Genomic DNA, 20,270 nt, shown 5'->3' with positions numbered 1-20,270 from the left:
CAAGCGACCTTCGGTTCTCTGACGTGTTCAAACTCGCAGGCGCGGCGGCAAAACGTGGATTTTCCGCTGAATTCGTGGCGGTAGGGCGTGCAGAGTTAACCGGAGATTTACTTCGTGGACGGGCGACGTTAATTCGGTCTGCCGGGTCGCGAGATCCCGTGAAGGACTTGATCTCCGATCGAGGTGGCCTTACGGCACGCGCACCGGGCATCTTTAGCAGACCTCTGTCTTGGGTGCCTCAAAACTGGCAGAGATCTACGTGTGCCGCGTGGGATCAGGTGAATTCCTGACAGGTCTGAATGAACTCCAGAGCTCGACTGGGGGCTTTCTCAGCCTCGGTGATTGAGGTTGTCGACCACGTCCTGCAGCACCTCCGGATGCCGCAAGAACGGTGTGATGATGTCCACGGGCAGTGGAAAGACGACCGTCGAGTTCTGGTCCGCCCCCAGCTCCAACAGCGTCTGCAGATAGCGCAACTGTAGGGAAGCCGGGCTCTTGGACAGCGTCTCGGCGGCTTCGCGCAACTCCTCGGACGCCTGCAGTTCGCCTCGCGCGTTGATGACCTTCGCGCGGCGCTCGCGTTCTGCTTCGGCCTCGCGGGCCATCGCCCGCTGCATCGATTCGGGAATCTCGACGTCTTTGATCTCCACGACGCGGACCTGCACGCCCCACGGTTCGGTCTGCTTTTCGATGATCGTGCGCAGGTCGCTGTTGAGGTCCTCGCGGTGGGCCAGCAGGGTGTCCAAGTCGGCCCGTCCCAGCAGCGAACGCAGTGTCGTCTGGGCGATCTGCGAGGTGGCCACCGCGTAATTCTCCACCGCCAGAATCGCTTTGAGCGGTTCCATCACCTGGAACATCACGACGGCGTTGACCCTGGCCGGTACGTTGTCGCGGGTGATCACCTCCTGCGGGGGAATGGTCAGTGTCACCAATCGCTGATCCACGCGGATCATCCTGTCCAGAAAGGGGATCAGGAAGCGAAGACCGGGACCGTACAGCGGGCGCACGTGCCCCATCCGGAAGACGACTCCGCGCTCGTACTCGCGCAGCACGGCCAGCGACCACACCGCGAGCACGGCGAGCCCGACGACCCCGGCGATGACGGCGACGATCACCACGGCGGTCATGTTGCGTTGCCCTCCTTGCTTTCCCAGCTGCCCCAGCGGGTGGAATACCTGTCGATCGCCGCGGCCGCCTGGTCCTCGAGCGCGGTGCGATGCGGCAGATGCTCGGGTGCGTTGGACGGCGTGTTCCACAGGTGGCGGATCAGCGGCAGGCCGAGCAGCGCGACGATCGAGATGGTGCCCGCCAGGACCAGCACGTCAGCGCCCGAGTGATTGGCGACCATCGTCGCCAGGGGCAGCACGATCCCGAATCCCGCTACGCAACAAGCGATCCCGCGGTGGAATCGCCCCGCGTCGGAATGCGGCCACGGGTCCACCTCGCGGCTGATCTCCCGGCCGTGGTCGGACGTCGTGCAGCTGGACTTGATGGGACAGCTGTTGCACACCACCGGCTGGGCGCGATATCGCATGACCCGGTGCCGTGGATCGAACGACGTCGGCCACAGCCAGTGATCCCGTGGACACACCCAGGCATCGTGATCCGGCCGGTAGGTGAAGTGTCCCGTGCGCCAACGCGCGGCGCGCGCCGACGCCCGTCGGGCCATCGAGTCGAAGCTCCAGCCGATGGCCAGCAGGGCGAGGGAATACCCGGCGATCAGCCATACCGAGGCGGCCGGTTGAGTCACCGCTCAGTCCTTCGCCGACACCGTGGCGCCGGCCTCCGGCTCGGTCGGGGCCTCGACGTACAGCGGATGTTCGGGCAGCTCTTGAACCGTCGAGCCCGTGCGGAAGTTGCGCAGCGCGATCCAGGCGATCCACACGAACGGCAGGACGCCGCCGACGATGAGGATGAGATCGCCGGGCATCCGCAGCCATTCGATCACCGCGTTGCCGGGTCTGGTGATGTAGCCCAGCGAGCGCGCCTCGAAGTAGCCGTTGTTGACCGAGTGGTAAAGCTGCAGGACGCCCAGCGGCAGCAGGGTGACGAACACCATCCAGGCCAGGCCGATGTTCATGCACCAGAACGAGGTTCGCGCCAACTTCTCCGGCCATTTGTCGGCCGGGATCACGTAGCGGAAAGCGAACATCGCCAGGCCTACGGCGAGCATGCCGTAGACCCCCATCATCGCGCCGTGCGCATGGTTGGCCGTGAGCGCGGTGCCGATCTGGTAGTAGGACACGATCGGCAGGTTGATCAGGAACCCGAAAATGCCCGCGCCCAAGAAGTTCCAGAAGCCCACGGCGACCAGGAACATGACGGCCCACCGGTGCGGGAACGGGTTGGCGTCGCCGGACTGCTGTCGCGAACCCAGTTGCAGGAACGCCCACGCCTCGACGGTGAGGAAGGTCAACGGAATGACCTCGGCCGCCGAGAAGAACGCGCCCAGCGCCATGTGTTCCACCGGGGTGCCCGAGAAGTACAGGTGGTGCATGGTGCCGATGACGCCACCGGCGGAGTACAGGATGACGTCAAGGAAGATCACGCCCAGCGCGATCCGCTCGCGCACCACTCCCAGCAACACGAACATGTAGGCCACCATCACGGTGGTGAAGAGTTCGAGGAAGTCCTCGACCCACAGGTGCACCACCCAGAACCGCCAGAATTCGGCGACCGTGTAATGCGTGCCGCTGCTGGCCAACAGCCCGACGGTGTAGAAGGCGGGGATCGCCAATCCGGAGAAGAAGAATAACCACGGCATGTTCATCTTCGATTCGCCTTTGAGCCGGGCGCGCATGCCCCGGAAGATGATCGCGATCCACACGAACATGCCGATGATCAGCAGGATCTGGAACAGCCGCGGCAGGTCGAGATACTCCCACTGCTGAGACAGCAGCCCATGCGGGATCACTCCGTAGATGGAGAGCGCCTCGCAGATCAGCGAACCGAACACCACCACCGCGACCGCTCCGAGCAACACATAGGCCAGCAGGCCCTGGCGGCGCGGCTCCCGGCGGGCGATGAACGGCACCAGGAAGATGCCACCGGCCAGGAAGGCCGCCGCGGTCCAGAACAGCGCCAGCTGCACGTGCCAGGTCCGGGCCAGGTTGTATGGCAGCACCCGGGCCAGATCCAGCCCGAAGAACGTCGACAAGTCGGCCCGGTAATGCTCGGCCGCCGCGCCCAGCAGCGTCTGCGCCAGGAACAGCACCGACACGATCGCGAAGAACCAGATCGTGGCCCGCTGCGCCGGCGTCAGGCTCACCTCGCCGGGCTGGCGGAAGGACAGCGTGGACGACTCGGCGCTGTGCCAGCCCACCTTCTGGCTCCACCGTCCGTACACCGCGAACATGACGCCGATGCCACCCAGCAGCGCGATCAGCGACAGCGCTGACCATACGATCACCGGTGCGGTGGGGCCGTTGTCGACGCGCGGTTCGGCCGGCCAGTTGTTGGTGTAGGTGTACTTGTGGCCCGGGCGTTCGGCCGCGCCCGCCCAGGCGGTCCATGCGAAGAACGCCGTCAGGTCGCGAATCTGTGCCTTGTCCGTGATCATCTGGGGCAAGAGGCCGTATTTCGTCGAGTTCTCGCCGAAGTAGGCGGCGTAGTGGCTTTGGATGTGGTCGAACGCCGCGGCCTGCCGGTTGGTGAACACCAGCGTCTTGGTGGTGGGGTTGTAGCGGTTGGTGCGGAACTCGGTGACCACGCGGTCGTGCGGGTCGGCCACCCCCTGACCCCGCAGCTGGTCGGCGACGTCCTGCGTCGCCATGCGCAGGTATTCCGCGGTGTAGTCGGGCCCCAGATATGCGCCATGCCCCAGCACCGAACCGTATTCCATCAGGCCGCGAGCCTGGTAGAGCTCCTGACCCCGGGTGATGTCGTCGCCCGTGAAGAGCAGCTGGCCCGACTCGTCGACAACCTTGTCCGGCATCGGCATCGATGCCGAGTACGTGCGGTAGGCCAGGACGCCCATGACCAGGAAGCCGAAGATCATCACCAGGGCGACGCCCTGGATCCAGCCTTTGCCCACCAGGGGCTGCGAAGAAGCCGGTCGGGCGGTCTGTTGAGCGGCCATGGGCGAGTCTCCCGTCTCCGGTGATGGGTGGTGGTGCCCCGCTGTCCGTCTGCGCAAACAGCTTGTATTCGGTTGTCGTCACGGGGAACGCATGTTCGCCGTCGCACGTCCCAGGGGGCCAATGGCATTGTTTTCGGGACCAATGCCCCTGGGAGAGAGTGGTTTCCCGCCCATAACGTGTGGCTGAGCGACGCGAAAGTTTCCCGCTTTACACCTCAGCAGAGGAGACCGCGATGGGCAATAGCTTCCCGGCTCCGGAAGTCGTCGTCGGTGTGGACGGCTCGAGGGCGGCCGAGCAGGCCGTCCTGTGGGCGATCGACGAGGCGGTCAGCCGCGACATCCCGATGCGATTGGTCTACGTCGTCGACCCGCGCGAGGCCACCACCGCGAACGCCTGCGAGGCGAGCCTCGCCGCCGCGAGGACGGCGCTGGCCGACGCCCATCGGTCCGTGGAAGCCACCGGCGCCCCGGTCAAGGTCGAAACCGAGATCCTGTGCGGACGACCGCTCGCCAAGCTGCTGGAGGCGTCGAGTTCGGCGGCCATGCTGTGCATCGGTTCCATCGGACTCGACCATGCCCGCCAAGGCGCAACCTCCGTCGCGAAGGTGTTGGCCCGCTCCGCCCGGTGCCCGGTCGCCGTGATCCGGCAGCCGGCAAAACGGTCGGCGGCGCCGAAGGTCAACACCGTGCTGGTCGAGGCCGGCAACGGCGTGGTGCTGCGGCATGCGTTCGACGAGGCGAGGCTGCGCGGAGCCACGCTGCGCGCGCTCTGGGTGTGCCGCGGCGAGGACGCCGAGGGCGCCGGCGACGGAACGCGCTCGGCACGGGCGCAATTGACTCGACGCCTCGCGCGTTGGACGCGGCTGTACCCCGACGTGCGGGCGGAGTCCGCGATCGCGCGCGGCAGTGTGGAGCAGTACCTGCGCGCCAACCCGGAAGCGGGACAGTTGTTGGTCACCGAAGGTCATACCGCCGAGCGGCTTTGCGACGGGACCCATTCCGTGCTGGCGATACGGTCCGGCAACCTGTGACGGCGGGAATGGGATGGCGGCCCACCGCCGCTTCGTGATCAGCCGTGGCCGATGCGCAGCAGCTCCGTCAGGTTGGGCAGCTTGACGCGCGGACGCCCGTGCGGCTCACCGGCGGCGCGCTCGTGACGGTCGATGATCTCCCAGTGCGCCGAGGTGACCAGCTTCGGCTGGCGTGAGGCGAGCCAATCGGCCAGCTTGTCGGCGTGGTCGTCGGGGAAGTCCGCCAGATCGCCGCTTTTCGCGCGGTCCAGGTCGGCCAGCAGGGTGTCGACGGTCTCCTGGGAGTCCTTCTTGTTGGTGCCGATGACACCGGTTGGTCCGCGCTTGATCCAGCCGACGACGTATTCGTTGCGGCTGCCCTCGACCCGGCCGGCGATGTTGGGGATCGTCGCGGACTTGTCGTCGAACGGCAGCCCCGGGGTGGGCACACCGCGGTAGCCGACCGACCGCACCACCAGCTGAACCGGCAGCTCCTCGCGCTCGCCGGTGTCCTTGGCGGACACCCGCCCGTTCTGGTCGGTGACCAGTTCGTTGCGGCCCAGCACGATGCTCTCCACCTTGCCGTCGCCCTTGATCTCAATCGGCGAGGTCATGAACCGGAACACGATGCGACGATGGCCGGGCCGCGGCGCGCGCCCGGCGTAATCGCGCAACACCTTGACGTTCAGCTTCGTGGTCTTGTCCGCGGCGGCCTCGTCCTCGTCGGTGACGCCCTCCAGCTGCGCCGGGTCGACGATCACGTCGACGCCTTCGAGCTCGCCCAGCTCACGGAGCTCGAGCGTGGTGAAGGCGGTTTGCAGCGGGCCGCGCCGGCCGAGGATCACCACTTCCTCGACGCCGCACGGCCGCAGCGATTCGAGCGCGTGGTCGGCGATGTCGGTGGCGGCCAGCACGTCGGGATCGGTGACCAGGATGCGTGCCACGTCGAGCGCCACGTTGCCGTTGCCGACCACCACGGCCCGGGCGCCCGAGAGGTCGGGCGTGGCCTGCTCGAAGTTGGGGTGCGCGTTGTACCAGCCGACGAAGTCGACGGCGGCGACACTGCCGGGCAGGTCCTCACCGGGGATGTTGAGCGCGCGGTCGGACTGCGCCCCGACGGCGTAGACGACGGCGTCGTAGCGTTCGGCGAGTTCCCTGGGCAGCACGTGCTCACCGACCACGACGTTGCCGAAGAACCGGAAGCGCGGATCCTCCGCGGTCTTTTCGAACTGCTTGCTGATCGACTTGATCTTCGGGTGGTCGGGCGCGACGCCGGAGCGCACCAGCCCCCACGGGGTGGGCAGCATCTCCAGCATGTCGACGGCCATGTCGAAGCCCTCGGCCGCGTCGGCCGCCTTGAGCAGGGAGGACGCGGCGAAGAATCCCGACGGTCCGGAGCCGACGATTGCAACGTGGTAGGGGCGCATACTCGACCTTCTATTCGTGCCCGGTCAGCGCGCGGGGGGCTGTCGGCGCGCAGCGCGGGGTGCGCATGATCGTGATTCGATGCTAAACGCATGACCGCTGGTCGTGGCCCGGGCACTCGGCGGGAGACGAGGTGCCCGGCGGGCCCCGGTAACGTTGTCGGCTGTGGAACCCGACCGTCAAGCCGATATCGCCGCCCTTGACTCCACCCTGACGACGGTGGAGCGGGTGCTCGACGTGGACGGTCTGCGCAGCCGCATCGAGAAGCTCGAACACGAGGCGTCCGATCCCCAGCTGTGGGACGACCAGGCCCGCGCGCAGCGGGTGACCAGCGAACTGTCGCACGCTCAGGGGGAGCTGCGCCGGATCGAGGAGTTGCGCCGGCGCCTCGACGACCTGCCCGTGCTCTACGAGCTGGCGGCCGAAGAAGCGGAAGGTGCCGCCAGCAAAACAGAAGCGCTCGCCGAGGCGGACGCCGAGCTCAAGGCGCTGCGTGCCGACATCGAAGCCACCGAGGTGCGCACGCTGCTCTCCGGTGAGTACGACGAACGCGAGGCGCTGGTGACCATCCGCTCGGGCGCGGGCGGGGTGGACGCCGCCGACTGGGCCGAGATGCTGATGCGGATGTACATACGGTGGGCCGAACAGCACAAGTATCCCGTCGAGGTGTTCGACACGTCCTATGCCGAGGAGGCGGGCATCAAGAGCGCGACGTTCGCGGTGCACGCCCCGTTCGCCTATGGCACGTTGTCCGTCGAGCAGGGCACCCATCGGTTGGTGCGGATCAGCCCCTTCGACAACCAGAATCGACGTCAGACGTCGTTCGCCGAAGTCGAGGTTCTTCCGGTGGTCGACACCACCGATCACATCGACATTCCGGAAGGCGATGTGCGCGTTGATGTTTACCGCTCCAGCGGTCCCGGTGGCCAATCGGTGAACACCACCGACTCGGCTGTTCGTTTAACCCACATCCCAACGGGTATCGTCGTGACTTGCCAGAACGAAAAATCGCAACTGCAGAACAAGGTTTCGGCGATGCGAGTGCTTCAGGCAAAGTTGTTGGAGCGCAAGCGTTCCGAAGAACGCGCGGAGCTGGACGCGTTGAAAGGCGAAGGCGGCAGTTCGTGGGGCAACCAGATGCGCTCCTACGTCCTGCACCCGTATCAGATGGTCAAGGATCTGCGGACCGAGTACGAGGTCGGCAATCCGGCGGCCGTCCTGGATGGGGACATCGACGGGTTCCTGGAAGCGGGAATCCGGTGGCGCAACCGAAAAGATGACGACTAACACAACTCTTCTCGCCTCACCCGCCTTGGCCAAGGCGCTCGGCTGGCACGAATTCTGGCGCGGCGACGTCGGGCAGTGGATCATCACCCGCGGTCTGCGGATCGTCATGGTGCTGATCGTGGCGGTGCTGGCGGCCCGGTTCGTCAACTGGGTGGCGCAGCAGGTGACCCGTCAGCTCAACCTGGGGTTCGCCGAAAGCGACGCGCTGGTGCGCTCGGAGGCGTCCAAGCACCGCCAGGCCCTGGCGTCGGTGATCTCCTGGGTGTCGGTGGTCCTCATCAGCATCTGGGTGGTCATGCAGATCGCCGACGTGCTGCAGTTCTCGGTCGGTGGGCTGGTCGCGCCGGCGACCGTGGTCGGCGCCGCCCTCGGTTTCGGCGCGCAGCAGTTGGTCAGGGATTTGCTGTCCGGTTTCTTCATCCTGGCGGAACGGCAGTATGGCTTCGGGGACCTGGTCACCCTGACCGTCGTGGCGTCCACGGAGGCCAGCGGCACGGTGGAGAACGTGACGCTGCGGGTGACCCGGTTGCGGTCACCCGACGGCGAGGTGGTGACCATTCCCAACGGGCAGATCGTCAAAGTGGTGAACCTGTCCAAGGATTGGGCGCGTGCTGTGGTGGACATCCCGGTGTCGACCACCGCCGACCTGAATCGGGTGAACGAGGTCTTGCACCAGGAATGCGACCACGCCATGGATAACCCCGTGCTGGGCGAACTGCTGCTCGATGCGCCCACCGTGATGGGCGTGGAAAGCATCGAGCTCGACACCGTCACCCTGCGTCTGGTGGCCCGTACCCTGCCCGGCAAGCAGTTCGAGGCGGGCCGCCAGCTGCGAGTCCTGGTGATTCGCGCGTTGGCCCGCGTCGGCATCGTGACCGCGGCGGACGCGAAGGTGGGCCTGGTGGAAGACCCCTCCGTCCCGGCCGCCCAGGCCGCCGAAGACCGGGCCGGCGATGACGTGCAAGGTGCGGTGCAGAAGCGTTGAAGTTCACCCTGAGCATCTTCGAGAAGCGCAGCGCCGACTCGGATGCGGATCGCCACTGGCCGCGCTACATGTTCGGCGGCCGAGTCCGCACGTCGACCATCGTGTTGATCATCGCCTTCTTCGCCGTCTGGTGGGTCTACGACACCTACCGTCCGGTACCCGCGCCCAAGCCACCGGCGCAGCAGGTGGTGCCGCCCGGCTTCGTTCCCGACCCGAATTACACGTGGGTGCCGCGCAGCCGGTTGCAGCAGCCGCCGGCCACCAACACGTACACGCCGACCCCGACGAGCACGCCGCCGCCACCTCCGCCACCGCCGCCGGTGACCACGACCACGACGCCGCCGCCGGTGCAACTTCCGCAGCTGCCCTGTCTGTTGCCGCCGCCCTTCTGCCCGTCCAGTACCAGCCCCACCACGCCGCCGCCCCAGCTACCGCAGCCGGAGCCCGGTCCGGCGCCCAGTTCACCGCCACCGGCCCCTTGACTTGGCTTGCCAGCGAAATTCACGGCTACACTGGCGTGCCGTGATGATCACCCTGGACCATGTCAGCAAGAAGTACAAAACGTCGGCCCGCCCGGCGCTGGAGGACGTCAACGTCAAGATCGACAAGGGTGAATTCGTCTTCCTGATCGGCCCGTCGGGCTCCGGCAAGTCGACGTTCATGCGGCTGCTGCTCGGCGAGGAGAACCCGACGTCCGGCGACATCCGGGTGTCGAAGTTCCACGTCAACAAGCTGCGCGGGCGTCACATCCCGAAGCTGCGCCAGGTGATCGGGACCGTCTTCCAGGACTTCCGCCTGCTGCAACAGAAGACCGTCTACGAGAACGTCGCCTTCGCGCTGGAGGTGATCGGCAGACGGACCGACGCGATCAACCGGGTGGTCCCCGAGGTGCTGGAAACCGTCGGCCTGTCCGGCAAAGCCAACCGGCTGCCCCACGAGTTGTCCGGCGGCGAGCAGCAACGCGTCGCGATCGCACGCGCGTACGTCAACCGGCCCCTGGTTCTGCTGGCCGACGAGCCGACTGGCAATCTCGACCCGGACACCAGTAAGGACATCATGGATTTGTTGGAGCGGATCAACCGCACGGGCACGACGGTGGTGATGGCGACGCACGACCACCACATCGTCGACTCGATGCGTCAGCGCGTCGTGGAGTTGTCTCTGGGGCGGCTGGTTCGCGACGAGCAACGCGGCATCTATGGGATGGACCGCTAAGTGCGCTTTGGCTTCCTGTTCAACGAGGTCCTGACCGGCCTTCGTCGCAACGTCACGATGACCGCCGCGATGATCCTCACCACGGCCATCTCCATCGGCCTGTTCGGTGGCGGTCTGCTGGTGGTCCGGTTGGCCGACAACTCGCGGGAGATCTATCTCGACCGCGTCGAGACGCAGGTGTTCCTCACCGACGACATCTCCGCCAACGACGCGACGTGTGCGTCCCCTCCGTGTAAAGCGCTGCGGGACAAGATCAATGCGCGACAAGACGTCAAATCGGTGCGCTTCGTCAACCGGCAGGACGCCTACAACGACGCGATCAAGAAGTTTCCCGAGTTCAAGGACGTGGCCGGCAAGGAATCGTTTCCCGCGTCGTTCATCGTCAAGCTGAACAACCCCGAACAGCACGCGGAGTTCGACGCCGCGATGCAGGGTCAGCCCGGGGTGCGCAGCATCCTCAACGAAAAAGATTTGATCGACCGGTTATTCGCCGTTCTGGACGGTTTGCGCGACGCCGCGTTCGCCGTCGCCCTGGTGCAGGCCGTCGGGGCGATCCTGCTGATCGCCAACATGGTCCAGGTCGCGGCCTACACGCGACGCACCGAGATCGGGATCATGCGCTCGGTCGGCGCCAGTCGCTGGTACACGCAGTTGCCCTTCTTGGTGGAGGCGATGCTGGCCGCGTCCATCGGTGTGGCCATCGCGATCGCCGGCCTGGTCCTGGTGCGGGCGTGGTTCCTGGACAACGCGCTCAGCCAGTTCTACCAAGCTCATTTGATCGCGAAGGTCGACTATGCCGACATCCTCTACATCGCGCCGTGGTTGTTCCTGCTTGGCGTGTCGATGGCCGGGCTGACCGCCTACGCGACATTGCGCCTCTACATACGGCGGTAGCTATGGCCAAAGATCCCGGCCGGGCCAAGGCGGCGGGCGGCAAGCGCGGCAGCAAACAGATCGTGGCCACCAATCGCAAAGCGCGGCACAACTATTCGATCCTCGAGGAATTCGAGGCGGGAGTGGCTTTGCAGGGTACCGAGGTGAAGAGCCTGCGCGAGGGCCACGCGTCGCTGGCCGACGCGTTCGCAACCGTCGACGACGGCGAAGTGTGGTTGCGCAACTTGTACATTCCGGAGTATCAGCACGGTAGCTGGACCAACCATGAACCCCGCCGCAATCGAAAGTTGTTGTTACATAGGCAACAAATTGACCGGCTGATCGGAAAGATACGAGATGGTAACCTCGCCCTCGTGCCGATGTCTCTGTATTTCTCCGAAGGAAAGGTCAAGGTCGAGCTCGCGCTGGCGCGCGGCAAGCGAGCGCACGACAAACGCCAGGACATGGCCCGCCGCGATGCCCAGCGCGAAGTGGTCCGTGAATTGGGTCGCCGAGCCAAGGGCATGAACTGATCGGGGCCGCTTACGCCCAGCTGTCGGCCGTCACGTACGGCGTCAGCGATTTTGTGGGCGGTGTAGCCGCTCGACGGGTGGCCGCGCTGCGCGTGATGCTGGTGGTCTACCCGATCGAGACCCTTCTGCTGGGCGTGCTGGCCGTCGTCGTGGGCGGGCCGATCACGCGCGGCGCCATCTTCTGGGGCGGCCTGTACGGCGTCGGCATGGCGGTCGGCATGTGGGCGTTCTTCGCGGCGCTGGGCGCCGGACCGATCTCCGTCGTCTCGCCGTTGGCTGCGGTCCTCAACGCCGCCGTGCCGGTGGCGGTCGGCGTGGCGCTGGGGGAGCGTCCGGGGCCGGGGGCTTCGGTGGGCGTTGTCCTGGCCCTCATCGCGGTCATGCTGGTGAGCCGGGAGGCCACCGCACAGGAGGTCACACCGTATCGATTCACCCCGAAAGTGGCGTGGCTCACGCTGCTGGCCGGCTCGGCGATGGGGTTGAACCTGGTGTTTCTCCATCAGGCGCCGCACGCATGCAAGCTGTGGCCGCTGGTCTTCGCCCGGCTCTCGGCCACCGTGGTGATCTTCGTGATGGCCGCGGCCAGCAACAACTTCCGGGTGCCGCGCGGGAAGCCCATGAAGCTCGCCTGGGCGGTGGCGCTGCTGGACATCTGCGCCAACGTCACCATGCTGCTGGCCCTGCACACCTGGCTCCTGTCGCTGGCCAGCATCCTGATCTCGCTCTACCCGGCGGCGACCGTCGTGCTGGCGATGGTGGTGCTGCGCGAGCGGCTGACCCGCTGGCAGGGCTTCGGCATGGTGATGGCCATGGGGTCGGTGGCCATGATCGCCGCCAGCTGACGGCTGCGCCCCCTTAGTATTGGGCTGCCAGCACTCATACGCGGGGAGATGACGGTGGGGGCATCCGATACCGAGGACCCGGTCATCCGGGAGTTGTCGGGCGCGGTGGAGCGCAGCCCAGACGTGATCGAGCTGCGGTTGCATCTCGCCGGTTTACTGACGGACAAAGGGCGCTACGCCGAGGCGCTGAGTCACTGCAGCACGGCGCTGACCCAGCAACCGGGCAACACCCAGGCGCTGAGCCTGCTGCAGCGGTGCAGCGCGGCGCTGGGGGCGCCGTCGTCGGAGGGTTCGGCGCCGGCCGACGAGGGGTCCGCAGACAAAGAGTGTTTCGACTGGTCGAGCGCCGAACGCGAAGTCGCCGACATCATCGAGCCCGCGTTCGTTGACCCGCCTCCGGACGCCGTTAACGAGGACGACTTCGACGTCGTGCAGCGCGTCCGCGTCGGACTGGACGACGTCGCCGGCATGGAGGACGTCAAAAGGCAGTTGGACCTTTCGCTGCTCGGCCCGATCAAAAATCCCGAGCTGATGAAGGCGTACAAGGTGACCGCGCGGGGCGGTCTGCTGCTCTACGGTCCACCGGGCTGCGGCAAGACGTTCATTGCCAAAGCCGTTTCGGGCGAGCTGGGTGCGAACTTCTACCAAGTGGGGATCGCCGACGTGCTGCACCACTGGTTCGGCGACAGCGAACGCAGCATCCGCGCCGTCTTCGACACCGCCCGGCGCAACGCGCCCTGCGTGCTGTTCTTCGACGAGGTGGACGCGTTGGGCCACCGGCGCTCGGCCTTGAGCGGTAGCTCGGGGATGCGGCCGGTGGTGAACACGCTGCTGGAGGAGATGGATTCTGCGGGGTCGGCCAACGACGGCGTGTACGTGCTGGGCGCCACTAACGCGCCCTGGGATGTCGACCCGGCGTTGAGGCGGCCGGGCCGTTTCGACCGGATGATTTTCGTCGGCCTGCCCGATGTCGGGGCCCGAGCGGGCATTGTCCGTTCGCACCTGCAGGATCGGCCCGCTTCCGGCATCGATCTCAAGACGATTGCCAACCGCACCGAAAGCTTCTCCGGCGCCGACCTGGCCTACGTGTGCGAGATCGCGACGCAGCTGGCTATGGCGGATTCAATGCGCAGCGGCCAGGTGCGGCCGGTGCTGATGGCCGATATCGACAACGCCCTCGCCCAGATCCGGCCCAGCACCGGGCCGTGGTTCGAGACGGCTCGCAATGTCGTCGAATTCGCCAACGGTGACGGCACTTATGACGAGTTGGCGAAGTATCTGCGGCGCAAGAAGTTTCGGTAGCTGCCAGTGACCTCGGAGGCCGGCGTCAATCGAGCCGATGGTGCCCTGCGGCTAGCCCATGCGTACTACGAAACCAAGAATTACGAGCGGGCGCGAGACGTCACGCGGGTCGCGTTGTCGCAGAATCCCAATGACCCCGACCTGCTGGCCCTGCACGCCGCGACCGAACACGCGCTCCAAAACTATTGGCCTGCAGCCAACAGCGCGTATGGAGCGTTGTCCGCCGCACCTCAGCACGAATTCGCGATGCGGGTGTACGCGCTCGCGCTCGAGGGCCTAGGTCGCAACTACGACGCGATGTGGATGGCGTGGCGAGGAGTCGTCGCCCATCCGAACCAGGCATCCCAATACCGCCTTTACGCCGGTCTGTTGCTGAGGTCGCGACAACAGTCCACGGCGCTGTACGTGATCGACAGAGCGCTGCAGCTCGAACCCAACAGTGTGGACGCACTGATCCTGCGGGGCGCGACCCTGCACCGGCTGGGCCGGCTGGTCGAGTCCGATGCGTCCTATCGGCAGGCGTTGCAGCTGGATCCCGGAAACGCCGAGGCGCTCAACGATCTGGCCGTCCACGGATTAGACCGCAACAAGTTTGGTCGCGCCCTACGCGGATTTCTCGGCGCGGGGAGCGATCCGGATCTGGCGGACCTGGCACGCCGAAACATCGGCGTGGTGCTGCAAAAGGTGCTCACCGGCGTGACGGTCGGCGCCGGTCTGTTGAGTGTGGTGCTCGCCATCACCGCCGGGGCTCACAACGATGGGCGTCCGACCGCCGTAGCGCGAGTGGTCGTGGGGTTGCTCACCGGGGCCCTGATCGCCGTGCTGTGGTGGTTGCTGCGCGCGATCCCGCGCGGCGTGCTGCTGTCTGTACTGCGCAAGCAGCGATTCTCCGCTGCCCGCGCCATCCACGCGCTGGTCGCGATCGCGGCGGGCGCTTGGATCACCGTCTACCCCGGACCCCCGGCGATGATCGCCATCGGCGGACTGCTGGCCGTCAGCGCCCTGGTCATTATTCGGATCGGACTCTTCATCGGGAAATGACCGGCCTACTATCCGAACATGGCCGATCGCCCCGTAACCAAGCTGGATAAGTCCGAGGTCCTCACTGGTCTGTTCGCGGTGTGGGACGACATCACCACGCTGCTGGGCGGGCTGGCGGAAGCGGACTGGCAGACGGCCAGTCCGCTGCCAGGCTGGGACGTCAAGGCGCTGGTGGCGCACATGATCGGCACCGAATGCTTCCTCGCCGGCGTCCCCGCGCCCCAGCCCGACGTCGACGTCTCGGCGCTCGACCACGTCCGCAACGACATCGGCGTGATGAACGAATGCTGGGTGCGTCACCTGGCCGCGGAGCCCGGTGCGGAGGTGCTGAAACGGTTCAAGCACATCACCGACGAGCGGCGCGAGGCACTGACGGGCATGCCCGTCGGGGAGTGGGACGCGGTGACGCTGACACCGGTCGGTCCGGAGAGCTACGGGCGGTTCATGCGGGTCCGCGTGTTCGACTGCTGGATGCACGAGCAGGACATTCGCCAGGCGCTGGGGCGGCCCTCCTCCGATGATCAGCTAGGCGGGCCCGCGTCGGAGCTGTCCCTCGACGAGATCGCCGCGACGATGGGCTACGTGGTGGGCAAGCGGGCCAAAGCACCCGAGGGTTCGCGTGTCCTGCTCGAGCTCACCGGGCCGCTTTCCCGCAGCATCCGCGTCGCCGTCGACGGCCGGGCCCAGGTGGTCGACGACTTCGGCGGTCGGGAGCCGACGGTGTCGATCCGGCTGGACGGGCTGCAGTTCACCCGGCTCGCCGGCGGGCGCCCGATGTGCTCCGCACGCTCGCAGGACATCGAGGTGGACGGCGACAAGGAGGTCGCCGCCCAGGTCATCGAGCATCTCAATTTCGTGATCTGACCGCCGTACCGGCCGGGAAGATAACTCGGTTGCCCCGCGTTGATAGCGGCGTACCATTGATTGTCCTGCCGAAAATCGGCGGGGATGCGAGGGGCTGAACGGTTTCGACTTCGCGCATCGAATCAAGGGAAGCGTGCCGGTGCAGGCAAGAGACCACCGTAAGCGTCGTTGCAACCAGATAAGCGCCGATTCACATCAGCGCGACTACGCTCTCGCTGCCTAAGCGACAGCTAGTCCGTCAGACCGGGAAAGCCCTCGACCCGGAGCCTGGCGTCAGCTAGAGGGATCCACCGATGAGTCCGGTCGCGGGACTCGTCGGGACACCAACAGCGACTGGGATCGTCATCCTGGCTAGTCCGTGTGACCAGGAGATCCGAGCAGAGGCATAGCGGACTGCGCACGGAGAAGCCTTGAGGGAATGCCGTAGGACCCGGGTTCGATTCCCGGCAGCTCCACTACAGAATGTGCTGTTCAACGCGACAAGCTGGGTATGCGCCGCGACTGCTCGCCAGACCTGTGGGTTGGATTGTGCCCGGGGTGAGCGGCTTTAATCGTGATACGACGGCGATGCCACGTCGTGCGCGCCGGACACCGCAGTTATTTCGCTCGCTCGGGATCACCACTGGCCAGCTCCGGTGATGAACCTTGGCGGCCGGAGTGAGGAGCACTCATGACCTATCGCCGTCTTGCCTGGGTGCTCGCCGCGGTGGCGGCGGCGGCCATCATCCCCGTCGAGGCCCATGGCGAGCCGCCGACGAAGTGTCTGACCAACACTCCCAAGGGCAAGCAGGTCTACGTGCCCTGCGATCTGCTCAACGCCGGCGCCAATTTCCCGCCGGGCCAGCGTTGTCCGCCGCCGCTCGAGCAGTACCCCAAAGATGTGGCCGAGTGGTGCGGCGAAGGCCCAGGCCTGGCAAGTACGACGCCTACGACGCCTACGACGCCTACGACCCCCACGAGTCCAGTGCGGACTACCAGTCCCGCGACCCCGACGAGTGCTGCGACCCCGACGAGTCCCGCGACCTCAACGAGTCCCACGAGTCCGCCTCAGGGTGGTTGATCAGCTGCTCGGCGACCGCGCACATTTGCGTCCTGGTTTCGCGTGACATCGTGCGGAGCACTTCCAAGGCTTGCGCGCCGTCGAGTTGGAAGCGGTCCCTGATGATGTCCGTGGCTTGGGCGATGAGCTCTCCGGGCCAGAGTTGATTCGAATCGGCGCTGTCAGTCGTCCCCGCTGGCCGACTTGTCCGCAGTCGCCAGGTCACTCGGGACATTTGGCGAGCGATCTGGCCCGAGCCTGCTTAACCGCGGCGAGCATGCGAGTGCTCAGATCCAGGCATTCCCGCTCTCCGACACCGCCGTTGACCGAGTACCCGATCTGACGCACCTGGATAGCGAATCGGGTTAGGTCGTCACACAGTTGTTCCATGGGAGCCTTCTGGCTTTGAAAGGGCTTGACATTGGCCATATATGCCGCGGACGCCCACGTCCCGTCCGACTTAGACTCAACTCCGGACGCCCACGTCCAGCCGAATTGAGGTAGTAGCGTCCTCGAAGTCTATACCTGCGAAACCGCTTTGCACTATTGCCCTTGTAGAAATTCGCGCTGGGGTCAGTTGCCGGCCTCGATTGCCGCGACTGTTGCGGCCGCCTCGGGTCCGCAGAAACGCTGGAGGTCCACTCCGCCCGCGGCCAGCAGGTCGTCGATCCGGCGTTTCAGGTCACCCGAGGAAAGGTGGGCATACAGGTTTCCACCCGGGCAAGAGGTCTGGGCCAGGTCGCGATGGCCCGCCAACGTGGCGCTCGCTATCCGGAAATTCTGGGCGGCCCATGCGAACGCGCGCGCTGCGCCCTGGAGCTGGGCCTCCGGCACAGCCTCTCGATCGAAGTCCCCTTCGCAGAGGACCAGGAAATGGCCCGCCGTGTCGTAATCCGTCGCGGTGTCGCCCGCAATCTCGGTGCTCCGGAGTTCGTAGATGTTGCCGTTGCGGTCGACGCCGACGTGATAGGCGATGTCGATCCACCCGTGCTGGTCCTGGTGGTACCGCTGGTCCTGTCGGAGATGGCCGGGGGCATTACGGTTTTCGCCAAGGACGACGGCCTCGTGGTGCAGGGTCATCCGGGTGATGGTGTGACGCTTTCCGCCAGGGCGCGCCGGGCGCGCGCCCCAGGCGTCCCGGCAGATCAACAATGCCGAACTGGTCGCCGTCAGGCCGAGGCTGGTCGTCGACGTCGGGGAAGGAGGCTGAGCCGAAGGTGACCAGGCGCCGATCAGGGAGGCCACGCCTAGGCCGCCGGCCACCCCTAGCAGCCGGCGGCGGCTGACAACGCCGGGCGGTTCATGGGGCCGGCCCGGCGCAGGCTCGCACACCGCCCTCACGATACGGGCGCGATCCGAGGGGGCGGATGCGTTTCGTCGCCCTCTCTTGACGCCGCCGGGACCCGAAAACAAGATCGCAGGTAACGAGATGAGCCCAACAATGAATCGACCGGTCGCCGCAGGCTTGCGCGGCTCGGTGCGAACCGCCCTCGCCGCCGGGACCGCCTTCCTGGCGTTGACTGCGGCTTGCTCGCGTGGCGACGCGGGCGGCCCCGCGTTGGGTGCAAGCACGCCGGCTCCCAGGCCGGAGGTCGCGACCGTCGTCAAGCCGCCCGATGCCGCAAGCTTGGTTGAATTCGCGCGAGTCTCCCAGCTGATCAACGACGCGATCGCGGCGAACAAGCTGCCGGGCGCAGTGGTGGTCATCGGTCACGGCGGCAAGGTCGCCTTCCACCAGGCCTACGGCATGCGCAAACTTGCGGGCGAACCCGGGCTGGACGGGTCGCCGACGCCGGCCGAGCTGATGACCGAGGACACGATCTTCGACCTGGCGTCGCTGACCAAGAGCCTCGCGACGGCGACCGCCGTCATGCAGCTCTACGAGCGCGGCGAGGTGGCCGTCGACGACCCGCTGCAGCAATACCTACCCGACTTCAACACCGGCAACGATTCGCGCCGAGCGCAAGTGACCGTCCGCATGCTCCTGACCCACACCTCCGGCGAAACGGGGGACGTCAATCTCGGCGACCCGTGGGGACTGGACAAATCCGACAAGGACGAGGGCATCCGCCGTGCGCTCACCACGCCGCTGGAATCTGCGCCCGGCGGCGTCTTCCGCTACTCGGATATCAACTTCATCCTGCTCGGCGCGCTGATCGAGAAGGTCACCGGCGAGGCCCTGGACGTCTACGTTCAGCGACACGTGTTCGAGCCACTGGGCATGACAGACACGCGCTACCTCCCGCCCGCACAAGCGTGCGGTCCCCACACGACGCTGGGCGCAGCGATCGCCTGGGCTCCCGCGCCGCAGGACCGGGCGCCGGACGCCTGCCCCGCGGGTGCCTGGAGCACCGGTCTGCTGCCGCGCATCGCACCGACGGCGCGTGACGAAGAGGGCAGGACCGATCCGGGCAAGAATCCCGATCTCGATCACCTGCTGCGGGGCACCGTGCAGGACACGACGGCGCGGCGCATGGGCGGGGTGGCCGGGCATGCCGGCGTGTTCTCGACGGCCCACGACGTCGGCGTCTTCGCGCAGGCACTGCTTGACCGGCTCGCGGGCCGCCCCAGCGAATTCCCCTTGGCGCAAACGACTCTCGAGCTGATGACGACCCCGCAGCAGCCGGGACATACGCCCGCGCAACTCACGGCGGCCAACGCGGCCGCGCGGGCGGCCCTCGCAACGAGACCGAACAGGACAGATCCGCTGCTCGCCCCACGCTATCCGGCGATCGCGGGGCAGAACCTGCGCGGCTTCGGCTGGGATATCGACACGGGTCAGTCCGCGCCACGGGGCCTGCTCTTCCCCATCGGTAGCTTCGGCCACACCGGCTTCACCGGAACCTCCATCTGGCTGGACCCCGGGTCGGACACCTACGTCGTTGTGCTGTCGAATTCGATTCACACCCGAGGCAGCCCGCCGATATCCAATCTGCGAGGTGAGATTGCCACGGCGACCGCACGCGCCCTGGGCCTCTAGGGCCGCTCGAAGTGTTGATAGTCGAGGGGACGCGCCCACGCGCCGCCCCACATCCAGCCTCGATCCGTGAAGACCCGAACCGCCGCGTCGCCGTCGTGTAGGAGCCCCGGATCGGTGCGGCTGCGGTCCAGGTAGGCCGCCGCGTTGCGCGGTTCGAAATACCCGCTCGCGTAGAGGCAGGGATTCACCAGCGGATTGACATCGATGGCCCGGCCGTACGCGTGCGGAGACCATTCGTCGGTTCCGGGGATGCGCCGGCAGTTGAACGCCGAAGTGTTGTCGTCCTCCATGGACAATTCGTCATCCGCATCCGAATAGTGGCCGACCGTTCGGATCCTCTCGACCGGATAGCGCAGCCGGGAAAGCCTCTCGAAGATCGCGATGACGTCCTGCACCAAGTCCTCGTGGACGATCAGCGCGCCTCGATGCGCCTGGCCGTCGAAGCCGATGTAGTCGACGGTGACCCGTCGCAGCCGCCCCGGCTCGACAGGGCAACCCGGCCGCCAGCTCGCGCCCAGCTCTTCCTCGGTGACCGGCTCCACCGTTGCGCCGGCGGGCGCCGGCGGCACACCGGCCGACGACGCGACGGCCGGCGGGGACGGCGTGGAAGACGGCGATGGCGCCCGCTGCCCGGCGGTGCACGCCACCAGCACGAGACATGCGGCGAGCGCTCCCGCCGCCGCTGGACGTCGCCGCTCGAAAGGTGTCGACGGGGATGAGTCCTCGCCGCTTGCTTCTTGCATCCCCACCGCCGTGATGAGCCGTTAGGCCGACGCGCCCCGGGACACGCTACTCG

Annotated in this window: 19 protein-coding genes and 1 other RNA gene; 13 read left to right on the top strand and 7 right to left on the bottom strand. The window is 66.6% G+C overall.

Features of this window, described 5'->3' with window-relative positions; all coding sequences use genetic code 11:
- Positions 1-329: 329 nt before the first annotated feature.
- The 3 genes from U8D42_RS15270 to U8D42_RS15260 are packed head-to-tail and all read right to left on the bottom strand — an operon-like array spanning position 330 to position 4,078.
- Positions 330-1,127 carry a slipin family protein gene (locus U8D42_RS15270; protein ID WP_322859804.1) on the bottom strand — a complete coding sequence of 266 codons (798 nt, stop codon included), beginning with the start codon at positions 1,125-1,127 and terminating at the stop codon, positions 330-332.
- A complete protein-coding gene (locus tag U8D42_RS15265; RefSeq protein WP_322859805.1) occupies positions 1,124-1,750 on the bottom strand; it encodes a hypothetical protein in 627 nt (208 codons plus the stop codon). The genes U8D42_RS15270 and U8D42_RS15265 overlap by 4 nt, the downstream gene beginning before the upstream one ends.
- 3 nt (positions 1,751-1,753) lie before the next feature.
- Entirely contained in the window at positions 1,754-4,078 is a 2,325-nt protein-coding gene (locus U8D42_RS15260) for a nitric-oxide reductase large subunit (RefSeq protein ID WP_322859806.1), read from the bottom strand.
- Between the two features lie 233 nt (positions 4,079-4,311).
- Between U8D42_RS15260 and U8D42_RS15255 the strand changes: the two genes are divergently transcribed.
- Entirely contained in the window at positions 4,312-5,109 is a 798-nt protein-coding gene (locus U8D42_RS15255) for a universal stress protein (protein ID WP_322859807.1), read from the top strand.
- A gap of 38 nt (positions 5,110-5,147) precedes the next feature.
- On the opposite strand, the gene U8D42_RS15250 is transcribed toward U8D42_RS15255, so the two are convergent.
- On the bottom strand, positions 5,148-6,515 hold the full coding sequence (locus U8D42_RS15250; protein ID WP_322859808.1) for an FAD-dependent oxidoreductase: 1,368 nt from the start codon (positions 6,513-6,515) through the stop codon (positions 5,148-5,150).
- 163 nt (positions 6,516-6,678) lie between these two features.
- On the opposite strand from U8D42_RS15250, the gene prfB reads away from it, so the two are divergent.
- From prfB to ssrA, 11 genes are all read left to right on the top strand, one after another.
- Positions 6,679-7,800, top strand: coding sequence for a peptide chain release factor 2 (gene prfB, locus U8D42_RS15245; protein ID WP_085243471.1), 1,122 nt, complete (start codon positions 6,679-6,681; stop codon positions 7,798-7,800).
- Positions 7,790-8,785: a mechanosensitive ion channel family protein gene (locus U8D42_RS15240; RefSeq protein WP_322859809.1), complete on the top strand. Its 996-nt coding sequence runs from the start codon at positions 7,790-7,792 to the stop codon at positions 8,783-8,785. Before prfB ends, U8D42_RS15240 begins: the two co-directional genes overlap by 11 nt.
- Positions 8,782-9,267, top strand: a complete 486-nt coding sequence (locus tag U8D42_RS15235) for a hypothetical protein (protein ID WP_322859810.1) — start codon at positions 8,782-8,784, stop codon at positions 9,265-9,267. Before U8D42_RS15240 ends, U8D42_RS15235 begins: the two co-directional genes overlap by 4 nt.
- A 43-nt stretch (positions 9,268-9,310) precedes the next feature.
- Complete coding sequence (gene ftsE, locus U8D42_RS15230) at positions 9,311-10,000, top strand: cell division ATP-binding protein FtsE (RefSeq protein WP_085243474.1); 690 nt, start codon at positions 9,311-9,313, stop codon at positions 9,998-10,000.
- Positions 10,001-10,894, top strand: coding sequence for a permease-like cell division protein FtsX (gene ftsX, locus U8D42_RS15225; protein ID WP_322859811.1), 894 nt, complete (start codon positions 10,001-10,003; stop codon positions 10,892-10,894).
- Positions 10,895-10,896: 2 nt separating this feature from the next.
- Positions 10,897-11,406: an SsrA-binding protein SmpB gene (smpB, locus tag U8D42_RS15220; protein ID WP_085243476.1), complete on the top strand. Its 510-nt coding sequence runs from the start codon at positions 10,897-10,899 to the stop codon at positions 11,404-11,406.
- Between the two features lie 53 nt (positions 11,407-11,459).
- Complete coding sequence (locus tag U8D42_RS15215) at positions 11,460-12,248, top strand: EamA family transporter (RefSeq protein WP_348636923.1); 789 nt, start codon at positions 11,460-11,462, stop codon at positions 12,246-12,248.
- Positions 12,249-12,302: 54 nt separating this feature from the next.
- Positions 12,303-13,550 carry an AAA family ATPase gene (locus U8D42_RS15210; RefSeq protein ID WP_322859812.1) on the top strand — a complete coding sequence of 416 codons (1,248 nt, stop codon included), beginning with the start codon at positions 12,303-12,305 and terminating at the stop codon, positions 13,548-13,550.
- 6 nt (positions 13,551-13,556) lie between these two features.
- Positions 13,557-14,591, top strand: coding sequence for a tetratricopeptide repeat protein (locus U8D42_RS15205; protein ID WP_322859813.1), 1,035 nt, complete (start codon positions 13,557-13,559; stop codon positions 14,589-14,591).
- An 18-nt stretch (positions 14,592-14,609) separates the two neighbouring features.
- On the top strand, positions 14,610-15,455 hold the full coding sequence (locus U8D42_RS15200) for a maleylpyruvate isomerase family mycothiol-dependent enzyme (RefSeq protein ID WP_322859814.1): 846 nt from the start codon (positions 14,610-14,612) through the stop codon (positions 15,453-15,455).
- Positions 15,456-15,545: 90 nt separating this feature from the next.
- Positions 15,546-15,913, top strand: a transfer-messenger RNA (tmRNA) gene (gene ssrA / locus U8D42_RS15195).
- Between the two features lie 513 nt (positions 15,914-16,426).
- Here ssrA and U8D42_RS29370 read toward each other — a convergent pair.
- Positions 16,427-16,729, bottom strand: coding sequence for an ANTAR domain-containing protein (locus tag U8D42_RS29370; protein WP_431523772.1), 303 nt, complete (start codon positions 16,727-16,729; stop codon positions 16,427-16,429).
- Between the two features lie 338 nt (positions 16,730-17,067).
- On the bottom strand, positions 17,068-17,574 hold the full coding sequence (locus U8D42_RS15185; RefSeq protein WP_348636922.1) for a peptidoglycan recognition protein family protein: 507 nt from the start codon (positions 17,572-17,574) through the stop codon (positions 17,068-17,070).
- Positions 17,575-17,935: 361 nt separating this feature from the next.
- Between U8D42_RS15185 and U8D42_RS15180 the strand changes: the two genes are divergently transcribed.
- On the top strand, positions 17,936-19,474 hold the full coding sequence (locus U8D42_RS15180; RefSeq protein ID WP_322859816.1) for a serine hydrolase domain-containing protein: 1,539 nt from the start codon (positions 17,936-17,938) through the stop codon (positions 19,472-19,474).
- Here the strand turns inward: U8D42_RS15180 and U8D42_RS15175 are convergent.
- Positions 19,471-20,217 carry a M15 family metallopeptidase gene (locus tag U8D42_RS15175; protein ID WP_322859817.1) on the bottom strand — a complete coding sequence of 249 codons (747 nt, stop codon included), beginning with the start codon at positions 20,215-20,217 and terminating at the stop codon, positions 19,471-19,473. The two genes, U8D42_RS15180 and U8D42_RS15175, sit on opposite strands and share 4 nt — an antisense overlap.
- Between the last annotated feature and the right edge of the window lie 53 nt (positions 20,218-20,270).

Origin of the sequence: Mycobacterium europaeum, from assembly GCF_034555895.2 — a bacterium.
Classification (GTDB): Bacteria; Actinomycetota; Actinomycetes; order Mycobacteriales; family Mycobacteriaceae; genus Mycobacterium; species Mycobacterium europaeum.
Note: the sequence above shows the minus strand (reverse complement) of the source record. Positions and strands in the feature narration are given on the sequence as shown.